At 67.6% G+C, this 15,538-nt stretch carries 18 protein-coding genes and 1 tRNA gene; 6 read left to right on the top strand and 13 right to left on the bottom strand.

Annotated features, from left to right (window positions below; genetic code table 11):
• Positions 1 to 231 precede the first annotated feature (231 nt).
• The 6 genes from NOV86_RS03945 to NOV86_RS03920 all read right to left on the bottom strand — a co-directional run bounded on the left by NOV86_RS03945 (position 232) and on the right by NOV86_RS03920 (position 5,935).
• Positions 232 to 720, bottom strand: coding sequence for a hypothetical protein (locus NOV86_RS03945; protein WP_267639940.1), 489 nt, complete (start codon positions 718 to 720; stop codon positions 232 to 234).
• Between the two features lie 201 nt (positions 721 to 921).
• Positions 922 to 1,845 carry a hypothetical protein gene (locus tag NOV86_RS03940; RefSeq protein WP_267639939.1) on the bottom strand — a complete coding sequence of 308 codons (924 nt, stop codon included), beginning with the start codon at positions 1,843 to 1,845 and terminating at the stop codon, positions 922 to 924.
• 48 nt (positions 1,846 to 1,893) lie between these two features.
• On the bottom strand, positions 1,894 to 3,030 hold the full coding sequence (locus NOV86_RS03935) for an acyl-CoA dehydrogenase family protein (protein ID WP_267639937.1): 1,137 nt from the start codon (positions 3,028 to 3,030) through the stop codon (positions 1,894 to 1,896).
• A 38-nt stretch (positions 3,031 to 3,068) separates the two neighbouring features.
• Positions 3,069 to 3,854, bottom strand: a complete 786-nt coding sequence (locus NOV86_RS03930; RefSeq protein ID WP_267639936.1) for a helix-turn-helix transcriptional regulator — start codon at positions 3,852 to 3,854, stop codon at positions 3,069 to 3,071.
• Between the two features lie 220 nt (positions 3,855 to 4,074).
• On the bottom strand, positions 4,075 to 5,376 hold the full coding sequence (locus tag NOV86_RS03925) for an alanine--tRNA ligase-related protein (protein ID WP_267639935.1): 1,302 nt from the start codon (positions 5,374 to 5,376) through the stop codon (positions 4,075 to 4,077).
• Between the two features lie 43 nt (positions 5,377 to 5,419).
• On the bottom strand, positions 5,420 to 5,935 hold the full coding sequence (locus NOV86_RS03920) for a helix-turn-helix domain-containing protein (protein ID WP_267639934.1): 516 nt from the start codon (positions 5,933 to 5,935) through the stop codon (positions 5,420 to 5,422).
• A gap of 208 nt (positions 5,936 to 6,143) precedes the next feature.
• Here NOV86_RS03920 and NOV86_RS03915 point away from each other — a divergent pair.
• The 4 genes from NOV86_RS03915 (at position 6,144) to NOV86_RS03900 (ending at position 9,376) form a co-directional block, all read left to right on the top strand.
• Positions 6,144 to 6,228: transfer RNA gene (locus NOV86_RS03915), tRNA-Leu, on the top strand.
• A gap of 224 nt (positions 6,229 to 6,452) precedes the next feature.
• Entirely contained in the window at positions 6,453 to 8,228 is a 1,776-nt protein-coding gene (locus tag NOV86_RS03910) for a PA14 domain-containing protein (RefSeq protein WP_267639933.1), read from the top strand.
• A gap of 48 nt (positions 8,229 to 8,276) precedes the next feature.
• The gene (locus tag NOV86_RS03905; protein WP_267639932.1) at positions 8,277 to 8,744 is read left to right on the top strand and encodes a plastocyanin/azurin family copper-binding protein; all 468 of its coding nucleotides are present in this window, start codon (positions 8,277 to 8,279) and stop codon (positions 8,742 to 8,744) included.
• A gap of 74 nt (positions 8,745 to 8,818) precedes the next feature.
• Positions 8,819 to 9,376: a DUF420 domain-containing protein gene (locus NOV86_RS03900; protein ID WP_267639931.1), complete on the top strand. Its 558-nt coding sequence runs from the start codon at positions 8,819 to 8,821 to the stop codon at positions 9,374 to 9,376.
• A 16-nt stretch (positions 9,377 to 9,392) separates the two neighbouring features.
• On the opposite strand, the gene NOV86_RS03895 is transcribed toward NOV86_RS03900, so the two are convergent.
• From NOV86_RS03895 to NOV86_RS03875, 5 genes are all read right to left on the bottom strand, one after another.
• Positions 9,393 to 9,935: a GNAT family N-acetyltransferase gene (locus NOV86_RS03895; RefSeq protein ID WP_267639930.1), complete on the bottom strand. Its 543-nt coding sequence runs from the start codon at positions 9,933 to 9,935 to the stop codon at positions 9,393 to 9,395.
• 206 nt (positions 9,936 to 10,141) lie between these two features.
• Positions 10,142 to 11,623 (bottom strand): amidophosphoribosyltransferase, encoded by a 1,482-nt coding sequence (gene purF / locus NOV86_RS03890; protein ID WP_267639929.1) that lies wholly within the window; start codon positions 11,621 to 11,623, stop codon positions 10,142 to 10,144.
• A 230-nt stretch (positions 11,624 to 11,853) separates the two neighbouring features.
• Positions 11,854 to 12,027 carry a 50S ribosomal protein L37e gene (locus NOV86_RS03885; RefSeq protein WP_267639927.1) on the bottom strand — a complete coding sequence of 58 codons (174 nt, stop codon included), beginning with the start codon at positions 12,025 to 12,027 and terminating at the stop codon, positions 11,854 to 11,856.
• The gene (locus tag NOV86_RS03880) at positions 12,024 to 12,218 is read right to left on the bottom strand and encodes an LSM domain-containing protein (protein WP_267639926.1); all 195 of its coding nucleotides are present in this window, start codon (positions 12,216 to 12,218) and stop codon (positions 12,024 to 12,026) included. Before NOV86_RS03880 ends, NOV86_RS03885 begins: the two co-directional genes overlap by 4 nt.
• 74 nt (positions 12,219 to 12,292) lie before the next feature.
• Positions 12,293 to 13,357 (bottom strand): M20/M25/M40 family metallo-hydrolase, encoded by a 1,065-nt coding sequence (locus NOV86_RS03875; RefSeq protein WP_267639925.1) that lies wholly within the window; start codon positions 13,355 to 13,357, stop codon positions 12,293 to 12,295.
• Between the two features lie 98 nt (positions 13,358 to 13,455).
• On the opposite strand from NOV86_RS03875, the gene NOV86_RS03870 reads away from it, so the two are divergent.
• Together NOV86_RS03870 and NOV86_RS03865 are read left to right on the top strand one after the other, a co-directional pair.
• On the top strand, positions 13,456 to 13,773 hold the full coding sequence (locus NOV86_RS03870) for a hypothetical protein (protein ID WP_267639924.1): 318 nt from the start codon (positions 13,456 to 13,458) through the stop codon (positions 13,771 to 13,773).
• Positions 13,774 to 13,849: 76 nt separating this feature from the next.
• Positions 13,850 to 14,815, top strand: a complete 966-nt coding sequence (locus tag NOV86_RS03865) for a zinc-dependent metalloprotease (protein ID WP_267639922.1) — start codon at positions 13,850 to 13,852, stop codon at positions 14,813 to 14,815.
• Between the two features lie 81 nt (positions 14,816 to 14,896).
• Here NOV86_RS03865 and NOV86_RS03860 read toward each other — a convergent pair whose 3' ends face one another.
• Both NOV86_RS03860 and NOV86_RS03855 read right to left on the bottom strand, forming a co-directional pair.
• On the bottom strand, positions 14,897 to 15,109 hold the full coding sequence (locus NOV86_RS03860) for a DUF8527 family protein (RefSeq protein WP_267639921.1): 213 nt from the start codon (positions 15,107 to 15,109) through the stop codon (positions 14,897 to 14,899).
• 16 nt (positions 15,110 to 15,125) lie between these two features.
• A complete protein-coding gene (locus NOV86_RS03855; protein ID WP_267639919.1) occupies positions 15,126 to 15,509 on the bottom strand; it encodes a nuclear transport factor 2 family protein in 384 nt (127 codons plus the stop codon).
• Positions 15,510 to 15,538: the final 29 nt, after the last annotated feature.

Here is a 15,538-nt window from a genome sequence, read left to right as displayed (position 1 = left end):
TTGAGAACTCGACGGGGCGACCGATACTGTCGGAGGTAGGTGAGCCATGGATTTCGACACCTCCGGGTGTGAAACATCCTCACGAAGTCACGTCCGCCAGGTTCTCTTGAAATGTTCTATCGCTGTGTGTCTGGTTGGGTCGTGCTGACTACGGGGCGCGAGTCCGGTATCGCCCAGTTGCTTGGTGGGAATCGTTTGGATCGGTCGATTCAGAGGGCTGGGTCTGTCGTTCTATTGGTCTCGATATTCGAGGAACTCGGCGTATATCGGGACGGTCAACGTCCGTTTCCGGTCCCCCAATCGATACGTTGCTGTGACTTCGCTCGGTGTAGCAGCGACGAATTCTTCGAACTCGATATCTGTCTCATGGACGACCCCCCCATCGCAGTCTGCTGTTCTCCAATAGGCAGTAACTATGGCATCTGGACCGTCCTCTGATTTTCGTGTGGCCGATACGCCACCAGAAGCCACACGTTTACCGAATACGTCATTGACCTGTTTGGCTGCCACCTCGCCAGCCGCCTTCAGACAACGAGTCCGACTCCAGCTCTCGAATGGTTCGGTCGCAAAGTTGGCATTGCTGATTTCTTGCTTGGGGCCTGCCCAATGGGCGACGTATCTGACAGTTTCATCCGCTCCAAGGTACGTCACATTCTCATCGTCTTCGATGGAGACAACTGAGAGTTCAACATCGCTCTGTCCCCTGACCGGCCCGTGCATGGCGCATACTACTTGGTCACGTTGGATAATGGCCTCGCCTGATTCAATCCGGAGCCACTCAGAATAGACTCGACAAAATATGTGCCAGACTCGCACTCTCGGTTTATCGGAGGATTCAGCGAAAACAAGCCGAAACGGACGAACGACGGTTGCTGACTGCATCCCCCCTGCAGCACGCACGTTCTATCGAAACCAGCGGATTTAGACAGTTCTTTGACAGTCCCAGCGCCACGCGACCGGGACGTGGCCGTCGCAGCGGTCCTCCGGCGCACAGCGTGGCAGCCGGACGACGAGTTCGTCGTCCGTGACGGTCACCCGGGCGCCCTCGGCCGTGATGGGATACGGCGGAGCGACTGCCACCGCCACGTCCTCGTGTCTGGTCCGTGCCTCGCCGTCGCTTCTGGCGGCGTCCAGTTCCGCGGTCTCTGCCGCGGTCCCCGCCGCGGTTTCCGCCGGCTGTTCTGCCCGGGCGTCGTGGTGACGCTGCTCGGCCAGCCCCGTCAGGAACAACTCGCCGTTGCGGACCGAGGCGTCGCAGGTGAAGCTCCGGCCCTCGGGGCGCGGGACGGTGACCTGCATGGTCGTCTCGTCGTCCGACACCGTCACGGCTGCGTTGCTGGTCGACCGGGCGGTGGCGACCTGGAAGAGGCGTTCGCCGACCGACCGGACCGCCGGGGCGAGGGCGTCCGCGCCCGGCCAGGGCTGGTCCTCGTCGTACCAGCGGTACCAGAACTCGCGGGGACGCTCCCGGCGGGTCGGGAGCGACACCTCCTCGCGGACGAAGCGGTCTTCGACCCAGCGGAACGAGACGGAATCGCGGACGGGCGGCCGGTCGTCGAGTTCGCGGAGGGCAGGTGCGTAGCCGAGGCGACGACCCTGGTCGGTCTCGGCCGTCTCGGTTATCTCCAGTCGGGCGCCTTCGAGGGTGAGCGCGGCGTCGACGGCCGCGGCCCCGGTCGTGGTGTAGCGGGCGCCGTCCTCGGCGGTCGCGGTGAACGTCCGGGAGACCTGCGTCCCGTCCCCGAGCGGGAGCAGTTCGAGGTCGACCCGCTTCTGCCGGGCGTCCGCCGCGTCGAAGGCGCCGAGCAACTCGTCGACGACGGTCCGGTCTGCCTCGAGACTCATCGTTCGGGACTCACCCGAACCCACGATAAAACTGCTGCCTGCCGACGCTCAGTCGAGCAGGTGGCGGGCGATGATCTTCTTCTGTATCTCCGAGGTGCCCTCGTAGATGGTGAGGATCTTCGCGTCGCGGTAGAAGCGCTCGACCGGGAAGTCGGTCGTGTAGCCGTAGCCGCCGTGTATCTGGACGGCCTCGTTGGTCACGTCCATCGCGGCCTCGCTGGCGAAGTACTTCGCCTGGGAGGCGGCGAAGGCGGTCTCCATCTGGTCGCCCGCGGTCTTCTTCCGGGCGGCCTCGCGGGTGAGCAGGCGACCCGCGGTGAGCTGTGTCTGCATGTCCGCGAGCTTGTGGCGGATGGCCTGGAAGTCCGAGATGGGCTGGTCGAACTGCTCGCGGTCCTGGGCGTACTGCAGCGCCTCGTCGAAGGCGGCCTGGGCGAGCCCGACCGACTGGGCGGCGATGGCGATGCGGCCGCCGGTGAGGATGTGGAAGGCCGCCGAGAGACCCTTGCCCTCCTCGGTGAGCTGGTACGCCTCGGGGATGCGGACCCCGTCGAACATCAGCGTCGTCGTGTCGGAGGCGCGCAGGCCGAGCTTGTCCTCCTTCTTGCCGACCTCGAGCCCGTCGACCTCGCTCTTGGGGACGAGGAACTGGGTGATGGAGCCGGGGTCGTCGCGGTCGGTCTTCGCGAACAGGATGACGACGTCGCCGCGCTTCCCGTTCGTGATCCACTGCTTCTTGCCGTCGATGACGAACTCGTCGCCGTCGCGGCGGGCCACCGTCGACATCTCGGCCGGGTTCGAGCCGGCCTCGGGCTCGGAGAGGGCGAACGCGCCGACCGGCCGGCCCGTGGTCATCTCGGGCAGCCACGCCTCCTTGAGGTCCTCGTCGCCGAACTCGGCGATGCAGGAGGTCGCGAGGCCGTGGACCGAGAGGGCGGTCGCCACCGAGAGCATCCCGTAGGCGAGTTCCTCGTTGATGATGGCGTAGGTCATCGGGTCGGCGTCGTAGCCGCCGTACTCCTCGGGGACGGTGAGCCCGGTCAGGTCGAGGTCGGCGAGCTGGTCCCACACGTCCTCGGGGAAGGTCTGCTCGGCGTCGCACTCGGCCGCGACCGGCCGCAGTTCCTCCTCGGCGAACTCCCGGACGACGTCCCGGACCGCCGCCTGCTCCGTTGTCAGTTCCATACCACTCACTACGGACAGGGGTGGAAAAAGTTGCCTGATTATTCGTCGGCGACGAACGCCTCGACCGGTGTGGCCTCGTCCCAGACCCGCTCGAAGACCGACGCGCCCCACTCGACGCTCTCGGGCGACCGGGCGACGAGTTCCGTCTTGGCGTCGTAGCCACCCTCCAGTTTCGGCAGGGAGACACACACCTGGTCTTCGGTCACGGCCATCGCGAACCCGGCCGTGGTGACACGGACGTCGAGGTGGGCGGTCTCCTCCTCGGCTGGCCCGTCCGTCTCGACCGCGCCCTCCAGCAGCTGGGGCGTCACCAGCAACCGCGGCGACGGGTCATCACAGTCGACGAGCGCGTCGGCGAACCGGTCGTCGTACACCGGCGCGATGACGTCGACCGACGCCGAGCCCTCGATGGCGTCCTGGACGCACCGGGCCGCCCGGAACGGGTCGGCATCCGGCGACCGGACGACGGAGCAGCCCTCCAGCCGGTTGAGCGTCCGCCGGCCGCACTCGGGGAGGACGGAGAGGTCGTGCGTCTGCCAGTACTCGGCCGCGTCGTCCATGACGCCCTCGACGGCCTGGATCTGGTCGAGGAGGTCGTGGACGGCCCAGCCCGTTCCTGTCAGTGCCCAGTCACCGTCGTCGCGCTCGTAGACGTACCCTCGCCGCTGGAGTCGATTGAGTGCGTCGTACACCGCGGACTCGCTCGCACTGACGGCATCGACCACGGCCTGCCGGGGGCGGGCGTCCTCGGCGAGGGTATGCAACACTGCTCGTCGCGCAGCCGAGTTCGAGACGAACCCGAGTCGCTGCGTGGGACCAACCATGTCTCCCTTTCGTAACGCCGTCGACATATTACTTCTCCTCTAGGTATATTTACTACACGTTCCTGACGGGTCGGACCGGTCCAGAACGCATCGAACGCTCCAGCTCAGGTGGAACAACCCGGTACTCCCGGAATAATAACCTTTAGACAGGTTTCTGTCGAAGGGTGGACTGCTGTCTGTCGGTGCACCAGACGACCGGACCCCTCGCCGGTCGTTTACATCATCCGTCGAACCCCTGGCCGCCCTGTCCCCGCAGGTCGGCGACGACAGCATCCGGGGGCGACGCGATTCCCCCACCCTGGGCGAATCGGTCGCTCCCACCACCCCCACCGCCGTGTTCGTCGGTCACTGCCGATACGACGGACGCGGCATCGTGCCCATCCGTCGCTCCGACGACCACGAAGGTTCCTCCGTCGTCTCCGACGAGTGCCACCACGTCGGCGCGGTCCCCCGCTGCCGCTTCTACCACGGACCGGAGGTCGTTCGGTCCGACGTCCGTCACCGACCCGACCAGCCAGGTCGCCCCGTCGCGTTCGACCGGGTCGAGCGCGGCCAGCTGTGACTCGACCAGTTTCGTCCGGAGGGCCGCCAGCTCCGACTCCAGCCCGGCGACCTCGTCCTGCAGCCGGTCCACGGCCGCGGGGACGTCCTCGACGCCCGTGCCGAGCCGCCGGCTCGCCTGCAGCACCGACCGCTTCTCGGCGGCCCGTCGCTCGATGCTCCGGGGGCCGACCGCGAACTCGACCCGCGTCAGGCCCTCGCCGGGGTTCGACCGGTCCAGCACGGTGACCGGGCCGATCTCGCGGGTGTTCCGGACGTGGGTGCCGCCGCAGGCAGCCACGTCCCACGGCCCCGCCGAGGGCTGGCCGGGGACCACGTCGCCCTCGCCGACGGTGACCAGGCGGACCGACTCGGCGTCGGCGAACACGTCGGCCTCCGTCTTCGTGTTGAACGCGACGAACTCGTTCTCGTGGACCTCCTCGAGCGAGACCTCCTCCCAGGTCACCTCGCGGGACTCCCAGACCGCCTCGTTCACCAGGCGCTCCAGTTCGACCAGGACCGCGTCGTCGACATCGGTGGAGGTCTGGAAGTCGACGCGGACCTTCCCCACGTCGGCGGCGGGGGTCTCGGGGTCCGTCTCCTCGCCGGGGGCCGAGGCGGCCGAGATGCCGAACCCGCCGTAGCCGAGGTCGTCGAGCAACCGCCGCCCCGCGCCATAGAGGACGTGGCTGGCGGTGTGCGCCCGCATGCAGTACATCCGGAACGTCCAGTCGATGTCGCAGACGACGGTCTGTCCCGCCCGGAACGTCGGGTCCTCGGCGAGCGTGTGGACGTGGGTGCCGTCGTCGGCCTGTTGCACGTCGGCGACCGGCACCCCGCCGATGGTACCACGGTCGGCGGGCTGGCCGCCGCTCTCCGCGTAGAAGAAGCTGGTCTGGAGTCGCACCTCCCGGCCGTCGATGGCCGTCACGTCCGTCGAGAAGCGGGTCGTGTACGGCTCCGCCGCAGCCTGTTGGGTCATCGACCGAGGGAGACACGCCCCGGAGACAAAAACGCTGTGGGGACTACGAGTCGTCGAGTTTCACGTCGAGTCGGTCCTCGAGCGCGGCGATGAGGCCGCCGCCGATGCCGGCCTGGGTCGCCCGGCCCTGCTCGATGGCGATGATGTCGGACTCGTCGACGCCGAGTTCCTCGGCGAGTTCCCCGCGCTGGAGGCCCTCGGCCTGGCGCTTCTCGGTGACGAGCTTCCCGTAGTCCTTCACGAGGTACGGGAGGGGGTCGTCGTCGTAGTTGGTCCCCTCCTCCTCCCAGCGGGAGGAGTCGCCGTCCCAGACGTCGTTCGCCTTCGCGGCGTTCTGGACGGCCCGGCGCTTGCGGTCGGACTCGTCCTGCTGGTTCGAGCGGTTGCTCCCGCCCGATTGCTGCTTCTGTGCGTCGTCGTGGGGCGCACACGAAGGGCACACCTGCAGTGTCGCGCCCGCGACGTTCGCCTTCCGCAGGCCGTCGCTCGCCGCGCCGCAGAGCTCACAGGTGTCACCGTCGCTGCCACCCGACGAACCGCCCGTCGAGTACTTCGCCATACCCGACCCTACCGTGGCGTGGCATTTGAATACCCCGCTTTCTCGCGTTCCACCACGCCGCGGGCCGCCACCGGCCGCGGAAAAGGGCGGGCGTGCGCTCCCGCGGTACACGGAAAAACACCCCACGATGCTTACTCGCACGGCGGCGACGAAAAGACAGGCTTTTATTTATCCCCCCAGAACACGAAAGTGCAGCAAGACACAGCGAGCGTGGGTAGCCAAGCCAGGCCAACGGCGCAGCGTTGAGGGCGCTGTCCTGTAGAGGTCCGCCGGTTCAAATCCGGTCCCACGCATCGCACCGGTGGTCACCAACTCGGCCACCAACACGATGCGGGTGCTCTCCTGACGGACAGCACCCACGCACAACTTACTGACGACGCAACACCAGACAGCCTCGGCGCTGCCGTGTTGCGTTCGAAACGGAGCAACACCCCGGCAGCGGCGACGCTGTCCTGTCGGTTCCGGTGTGTGACAGGGGCCGATATGCTTTTTCCGCCACTCCGCCGATACCCGGACGATGTTCCCGACGGACGACCGCGCCCTCAACGAGCAGATCGCGCTGGTGTTGATGGTCGCGGTCGCGTTCGTCGGCGCCGGTGCGATATTCCTCGCGGGTGCCGATATCGCGTCGCTCGTCCAGGACCCACCACCGCAGGCCGAGTTCGGCTTCGCGTTCAACGCGAGCAGTGGAGTCGTGGCCGTCACGCACGAGGGCGGGGCGACCATCGACGCCGAGTCGGGGGCACTGTCTGTCGTGGTCCGGCCTGCCGGTGGCGGCGCACCGCAGAACGCGACGTGGGTTGGCGACGGGTCGGCGACGAGCGTGGCTGCCGGTAGCTCCTTCAGCCTCAACGCGAGCAACAGTCCCGGGACCGCGGACGCGACGTACCCGCCGGGGCTGGTCGCGGGCGACGTGGTCCAGGTCGTCTGGACCTCGCCCGGTGGCGGCCGGTCGGCTGTGCTCGCACGGTACGAGGTCACGGAGGACTCGAACCCCGCGGTCCGGTTCGAACAGGGCGTCGCCTACGAGTACTACGAGGCGGACTCGCAGTACTCGAGCATGCCGGACTTCTCGACGGAGACGCCGACGGCGGTCGGTGGGACCGGCGACTTCGACATCTCCGTCCGTGAGCGCGACAGCGAGTACGCGTTCCGGTTCAGGGGCCACGTCGTGGTCCCAGAGGACGGCCAGTACACCTTCTCGACGTCCTCCGACGACGGCAGCGAGCTGTACATCGACGGGGCTCGTGTGGTCGACAATCGCGGCCTGCACGGGGACCGAAAGCGATCCGGCACTGTGACGCTCACCGCGGGCTACCACCCAATCACCGTGACCCACTTCGAGCACACCGGGAACGAGGTGCTCGACGTGACGTGGGCCGGGCCGAGCTTCGGCGAGCAGCCCCTCGGAGTGAGTGCGCTCCGCAGGCAGCCGATACTGACCGCCGCGTTCACCCCGACGTGTGCCGGGCTGAACTGCTCGTTCGACGCGAGCGCCTCGACCGACGAGAGCGGGGCCATCCAGGAGTACCGCTGGGACTTCGGTGACGGAACCACGACGACCACCACCGGTCCGACCGTCGACCACGAGTACGGGTCGACCGGCGACCGGACGGTCACGCTGACCGTCCTCGGGTCGACGGGAGCGACCGAGACGACCAGCACCACGGTGACGGCAGAACCGATGCGCGCCCCGGACGCCACCGGTCCGACCGAGCAGGGCCTCGAGTACGAGCACTACGATGGGAACTGGGACGTCCTGCCGGACTTCGACGCGCTGACGCCGACCAGCACCGGTGAGACGACCGACTTCGACATCTTCGCCGCGGGGCAGGACGACGACACCTTCGCGTACCGGTACACCGGCTACGTCGAGGTGCCAGAGGACGGCGAGTACACGTTCTGGACCGGGTCAGACGACGGTAGCGCGCTGTACATCGGCGACGAGCAGGTCGTGAACAACGACGGGGCACACCCCTACCGCGAGGAATCGGGGACCATCGACCTCGAGACCGGGACCCACGAGATAACGGTCACCGTCTTCGAGCGGACGGGCCAGGAGTCCCTCGAGGTGTTCTGGGCCGGGCCGTCGTTCGGCAAGCAGGAGGTCCCGACCTCGCGGCTGGTGCGGAACCAGTCCTCGCCGGCCATCTGGGACGCGACCGAACCGTGGGCGTCGCCGGCCGCCGGTGGCGACGATGGCGACGGTCGCGACAGGCGCCCGGACCGACAGCAGGACACGACTTCCGCGGCCGACACGGTTAAGCGCTCACCGGCGGTTTCCAGCCGCTGAGAATCGGGCACCGGGTTATGCTGGCCTGTTCCTAACTCACGCTCACAGATGACTGACGATTCGACGGTCGACCGACGGACAGTGCTCAGAACGACAGGTGTCGTGCTCGCGACAGCAGGACTCGCCGGCTGTCTCGGCTCGGACAGCGAGGGCGAGCGGACGACGGCCGAACCGACCGAGGAACCGACGGACACCCCGACCGACATGGAGCCCTCCGGTGACACCGGCGCGGCGACCGTCGAGGTCGGCCCCGAGGGGGAGTACGTCTTCACGCCCGGGACGGCGGAACCGCTGACCGTGAGCGCCGGGACCACCGTGACCTTCGTCTGGGAGTCGGACACCCACAACATCGTCGTCACCGCCCAGCCCGACGGCGCGGACTGGGGTGGCCACGAACCCATCGAGAACACCGGCTTCGAGTACGAGTACACGTTCGACGTGCCCGGCACCTACGAGTACGTCTGCGAGCCCCACGAGGCGCTCGGGATGGTCGGCGAGCTCGTCGTCGAGGAGTGACGCGAGCCGCGGACTTCCCCACAGCACCGACCGACTGAGTAACCGCTTTCTGCCTGCGTTCCCGAGACCCCCGCATGGAGAAGACGGTAAAGCGGAACGTCCCGGCCCTGACGGCGGTGCTGACGGTGGTCTCGCTGGCACTCGTCATCGGGGCAGCACGGCAGCTCATCCCGAAGTCGATACTGCCGAAGGCACCGGAGTGGGTGCTCTCGGCCATCCCGCACGTGAACGCCGGCATCAGCCTCGTCGCCATCGTGGTCATCGTCGCCGGCCTGCGGGCGATCAAGCGCAACGACTACGAGCGTCACCGGAAACTGATGCTCGCCGGCGTCGGGCTCTTCCTGCTGTTCCTCGTGCTGTACCTCTACAAGGTCGCCCTGAAGGGCCCGAACGCGTTCCCCGGGACGGGCCTGGTCGAACTGGCGTACCTCGGCATCCTCGCGATACACATGCTGCTGGCCATCCTCTGCCTGCCGCTGCTGTACTACGTGCTGTTGCTCGCGTGGACGCACCCGATGAGCGAACTGAAGAACACGAGACATCCGACCATCGGCCGCATCGCCGCGCCCCTGTGGCTCGTCTCGTTCGTGCTGGGGAACGTGGTGTACGTGCTGCTGTACCTGGTCTACTGATTCTGGACGGCGCTCGCTACTGGTCGTCCCACCACTGCTCTCTCGTCACCGCGTAGACGTTCGAGTCGTGGTGTTCGCCGCCGACGAACGCCCAGTTCGGGAGCGTGCCGACGTGGCGCATGCCGATGGACTCCAGCAGCGCGTTGGACTTCTCGTTGAACGCGTAGGCCTCCGCCCGGACCGTCTGCATGCGGCGCTCCTCGAACAGGTAGTCGACGAGGGTGCGCGTCGCGTCGGTGCCGTAGCCCTGGCTCTGGGCGTCGGCCGCGAGCCAGCACGAGAGGATGGCGTGGCCGTGGCGCTCGTTCATCCAGTTCGACCGGATGAGGCCGGCGGGCTCGCCAGTCTCCCGGGCGACGATGAGCAGGGTGAGGTCGTCGTCGGAGGAGACCTCCTCCTCGAACCACTCCTCGTGTTGCTTCTGGTTGCGTGGCTGGGCGATACCGAGTGGGACGCGGACGTCGGGGTCGTTGACGCCCTCCGTGACGAACTCGAGGTCCTCCTCCTCGACGTTACAGAGGTCGACAACGTCGCCGGACAGGAATGTGGCTCCGGGCATGGGAGCACATTCACCGGCGGTTATATAAAGCCGTGTTCAGGTGTGGTACCATCAGGCAGGCGTCAGTTCCACGCGTCGGTCGTCGCCGACGGGGGCGAGCAGGGCCGCCGAGGCCTCATCGACGGGGCAGCGGTCGACGGTCTCACCGCTGAGGAAGGGAGAAAACTGTCGCTTGAGGGGTACCAGACGGGGGCAGGATGGGCCGTTCAGTCGTCCGCCGCGAGGTCCGCGCCGCCGATGACGGGGCGCTCCACGTCGCGGTCGGTCGTCTCGCCCTCGATGTCGTAGGGGTACTCGCCGGTGACACAGCCGAGACAGAGGTCGCTTCGGGAACTATCCAGCGCGCTGGCGACCGCGTCGATGGAGAGGTACGCCAGCGAGTCCGCGTCGATCTCCGCACAGATGTCGTCGGTGGACTGGCCGGACGCGATGAGTTCCTCGCGGGTGGCCATGTCGATGCCCATGTAACACGGCGCGACGATGGCGGGGGCACCGATGCGCATGTGGACCTCCTCGGCGCCGAAGTCCTTGAGCAGGGAGACGAGCTGGTTCGAGGTGGTCCCGCGGACGATGGAGTCGTCGATGATGGTGACGGTCTTGCCCTCGACGGTGGACTTGATGGGGTTGAGCTTCAGGCGGACCGCGCGCTCGCGCTCGTCCTGGGTCGGCATGATGAACGTCCGGCCGACGTAGCGGTTCTTCATCAGGCCCTCGGCGAAGTCGGTCTCGGCGCCGTCGTCCTGGGCGGCCTCGGCGTAGCCGGAGGCGAACGCGCGCCCCGAGTCGGGGACGGGCATGACCACGTCCGTCTCGATGCCGGACTCCTCCCAGAGCTTGCGGCCGAGTTCGCGTCGTACCTCGTAGACGAGGTGGTCGTCGATGACGGAGTCGGGGCGGGCGAAGTAGACGTGTTCGAAGAAGCAGTGGGCCGTGTTCTCCTGGTTCACGAGCTGGTAGGAGTCGAATCCTGTCCCGTCCTCGTGGAGGACGACGAGTTCGCCGGGTTTCACGTCCCGGACGAGTTCGCCGTCGAGCGTGTCGATGGCGGCGGACTCGGAGGCGAGCACGTAACCGTCCTCGAGCTTGCCGATGCAGAGCGGGCGGTTGCCCTCGGGGTCGCGCACGCCGAGGACGGTCTCGTCGTGCATGATGGTCAGCGAGTACGAGCCGTGGATGCGGCTCATGGTCCGCTTGACCGCGCGGACGAGGTCGGCCTCGAGCAGGTTGCGCGCGAGGTCGTGCGCGATGACCTCGGTGTCGCCGTCGGAGGTGAACGCGTGGCCCAGGCCGGCTAGCTCGTCGCGGATCTCGTCGGCGTTGACGAGGTTGCCGTTGTGGCTGAGCGCGAGCGACCCGGACTTGAACGAGACGGTGAAGGGCTGTGCGCAGGACTTGTCGACGCTGCCGGCGGTGGGATAGCGGACGTGGCCGATGCCGGACTCCCCGTTGAGGGCGTCGATGTCGGCCTCGTCGAACGCGTCGCCGACGAGTCCCATGGCGACGTGGTCGTGCTGCTGGAAGCCGTCGTGGGTGACGATGCCGGCCGACTCCTGCCCGCGGTGCTGGAGGGCGTACAGCGAGTAGTACAGCGGACGCGCGGCGTCGCGGTCGGCGAGGGAGACCCCCACCACGCCGCACTTCTCTGTCGGACCTTCCATCTGGGCGACTTCACCCGGCCCCTGTGTCATGGTCGAGGCTCAGGTGCCCGACGGTAAAAATCCCCGTGGTTGTGCCCTACTACCGGCTCTCGACCCCAGAGATATACACATACTTGCACATTTATGGCTGCACGGCCGGCAGGCAGCGGGACACACGTGGCAGCGGCTCTCGGCGGGACAGGGAGGTGACTCCGACTCGACGACGCACTGGAGAAGGCTGTCGCTCGGGAGGCGCTACGCGAAGACAGAAATCAGAGAATCTACTCGCCGGCCTTCGACTGCCAGGCGTACTCGCGACGCTTGGCGGACTTGCCGAATCCGCACGCCGAGCAGACCTTCTTCTTCGAGTGGTACGACTTCTCACCACAGCGTCGGCACTTGACGTGTGTGGTGGTGTTCTTCTTCCCCTGGGAGGGTGTTCCTGCGCCAGTCATGGGCTTATCGAGACGACGTTATCGCCGCGTATAATGGTTGTGTTGTCGTCCTGTTCGAGCACGAGGTTCATGTGCTGGTCGTAGCCAGTGAGTTCGCCCTCGTACGACTCGCCGTCCTTGAGTTTGACCGTGACGTCCTCGCCGACTGCCGCCTCGAGTACGTCGAGCGGTCGGCCACTCGATTCGCTCATACCTCGAAAGCTTAGCGTCGCGTGCTTAAACGTACCGAGTTAGTTCGACCGTGGAATCCCACCGGTGGGGCGGGTCAGACGTCGACCGCGAACGTGTCGTACCGGCTCGCCTGCTCGGTGAAGGCGGCCAGCAACTCGGCGACCTCCTCCAGGTCGTCGGTGTCGATGACCTCGACCGGCGTGTGCATGTAGCGGTTCGGGACGCTGATGTTGACCGTCGGGACGCCGCCGCGGGCGACGAAGAACTCGCGGGCGTCGGTCCCGGTCCCCATCCCGGCGGCCTGCAGCTGCACGTCGATGTCGGCGTCCGCGGCCGCCTTCCGCACCGCCTGCGTGACCACGGGGTGGTTCGCGCTACCGCGGCCGACGACCGGGCCGGCGCCGAGTTCGATGTCGCCCGCCTTGTCCGGGCGGCCACCGGGGTAGTCCGAGACGTGGGTCACGTCGACCACGAGGACCGCGTCGAGGTCGAGCTGGAAGCCGACCATCTTCGCGCCGCGCGTGCCCAGCTCCTCCTGGACGGTCGAGACCGCGACGACGGTCGCGTCGACCTCGGCCTCGGCGGCCAGCCGCAGGCCCTCTGCGGCGGTCCACGTGCCGACCCGGTTGTCCATGCCGCGGGCCGCGACGCGGGTGCCCATGAGTTCCTCGACCGTGCTGGAGAACGTGATGGGGTCGCCGACCTCGACGACCTCGGTGGCCTCCTCCCTGTCGGCCGCGCCGATGTCGACTGCCTGTTCGGAGATGTCGTCGAGCTTGTCCTCGTCGGCGTCGCGGAGGTGGATGGCCGTCTGGGCGATGACGCCCGAGACGGGGCCGTCGGCGGTGTGGACCGTGACGTGCTGGCCCTTCGTGACGGTGCGGTCCGACCCGCCGATGCTCCCGAGGTGGAGGAACCCGTCGTCGTCGATACGGTTGACGATGAAGCCGATCTCGTCGGCGTGGCCGGTCAGCGCGATGGTCGGCCCGTCGTCGCTCCCCTCGTAGGTCGCGATGGCGTTCCCGTAGTCGTCGGTCCGGACCTCGTCGGCGAACGCCTCGACGTAGTCCACCCAGACGCGCTGGCCGCGGGTCTCGTAGCCCGACGGACTCGGCGTCTCCAGCAGTTCCGTGAGGAAGTCCCACTGCGAATCGTTCATATCGGTGCCTTGGACGGGGGAGGTTTCAACCCCCCGGTTGCGGCGCCGTCGGGCCAGTCAACACAACGACTAAGGACATTGTCGAAGAAGTGAGAGGTATGGAGAAGTTAACCCTCCTCGAGATCCACCTGAACGACGAGGTCAGTTTCAGCAACGTCGTCGGCGGCGACGCCGATGAGGCCGAGGCGGCCACCGACGGGGGGACCGCCGAGGTCGCCGCCGACGCGGCCGCCGAGTCCCGGTCCGAATCGGACGCCGAGGCCGACGAGGCCGAGAGCGGCGGCCCCAACCCGCTGCTCCTGCTCGCCGGCTTCGTCGCGCTCGTGCTCGTCGCCGTCGGCGTCCGGAAACTCGTCGGGGGCGACGCCGACGAGGAGTTCGAACCGGAGATGGTCGACCTGGAGGCCGACGAGTAAGGAACCGGCGGCCGGCGGCGATTCTGGCCCCAGAACAGACAGAAGGGTTTTGCCTGCACGGGCCCAACTCGGGTCCGTGAGTCTCTTTCGTAGTGTTCGCGCGGTCGCCGCTTCCTCCAGTGGCGACGGCGTCATCGACTGGCACGCGGTCGCCGAGGCGGCGAAGGGCGCGACCGACCCCGGCTCGGTGACCCTCACCGCGGACGAGAAAGCCGGGTACGCGACGGACGTTCGCGACGCCCGGGACCGCGTTCGACAGGTCGCGGGCATCGACTTCGACGTCCCGCGGACCATCGAGATACAGCACCGTCATCACTGGATCGACGCGAACATCGGCACCTTCCGCCGGGTCCTCAGACCCCTCGAAGCACAGGAGGGGTCGATGTTCCCAGGCGTCGCCCGCACCGTCAACACCGGCACGATGTCGTTCATGCTCGGCTTCCTCGCCCGGAACGTCCTCGGGCAGTACGACCCCCTCCTGCTCGCCGGCGAGGAGGTCGACGCCGACCACGCGCTGTACTTCGTGCACCCGAACATCGTCCGCGTCTCAGACGCACTGGACGTGGACTTCCCTCGCTTCCGGCGCTGGATCGCCTTCCACGAGGTCACCCACGCCGCCGAGTTCGGGGCCGCCCCGTGGCTCTCGGAGTACCTCGAATCCCGCATGGAAGAGGGGCTCGCGGACCTCAAGCACGGCCACCTCGACCGCGAGGCCTTCCGCGAGATGAACGCGGCGATGACCGTCGTCGAGGGCTACGCCGAGTTGCTGATGGACCACGCGTTCGACGACGAGTACGAGGACCTCCGCCGGAAGGTCGACGCCCGCCGCAAGGGTGGTGGGCCGCTGACCAAGCTCGCCAAGCGCCTGCTCGGACTCGGCCTGAAGCGCCAGCAGTACGAGCGCGGCAAGGACTTCTTCGAGTACGTCGCGGCAGAGCGCGGTATCGCCGCCGCCGGCGTCGTCTGGGACGGGCCCGAGAACCTCCCGACCGACGAGGAACTCGACGCGCCCCGCAAGTGGCTGGCGCGCGTGAATCCCTGAGAACGAGCTTCGAATCCGCCTTTCTGCCCCTGAGAACGAGCTTCGAATCCGCCTTTCTGCCAGGCTACGGACGAGCGACCGCTATCGTCGCCGGCGCGAACTCCCCTGCCGGAACGCGTAGACGAGGTACGCCCACAGCAGCGCGCCGGCGACGGCACCGCCGACGATGCCGGCGGCGACGTAGAGGAGCGTCGCCTCGACCTGCAGGGCGACCATCGCACCGGAGGCGGCGACCATGGCGATGAAGCCGTACCGGAGCCTGTTCATCCCGATGCGCCGGTCTTCATCCGACATCGAGGGCCCGACCATGTCAGAGGTCGTGCGGGGCGGAGACGTGCATGCTCACGAACTGCCACTCCTGGTCGGCCTCGTCGATGCACTCGAGGGTGCCGCTCCAGCGCGAGTCGAAGCCCCAGCGCTGGCCCGTCTCGGTGTCGGTCCAGGCCATGCGGACCTCGTCGTGGAAGACGGCGTAGTCGTCGCGTTCGGTGACCGAGAGGTCGTGGCTCTCGACGGTCCACTCGTCGGTCGTCTTCGTCTGCCTGCGCAGGGCCTCGGCGACCGCGTCGTAGCCGCTGTACTGGGTGCTGATGGCGGCCTTCCAGGTCGCCTCGTCCTCCAGGAAGTAGGGGTAGAGCGGTTCTCCCCGCCGGAGGGCCTCGTAGTAGTCCCGGACCGTGTCCTCGGCGCTCATGTTCGTCCGAAGGGGACGGGGTGGCTTGA

Source organism: Haloarchaeobius amylolyticus, from assembly GCF_026616195.1.
In the GTDB taxonomy this organism is placed as follows: Archaea; Halobacteriota; Halobacteria; order Halobacteriales; family Natrialbaceae; genus Haloarchaeobius; species Haloarchaeobius amylolyticus.
This window is presented reverse-complemented; position numbering and strand designations above follow the sequence as displayed.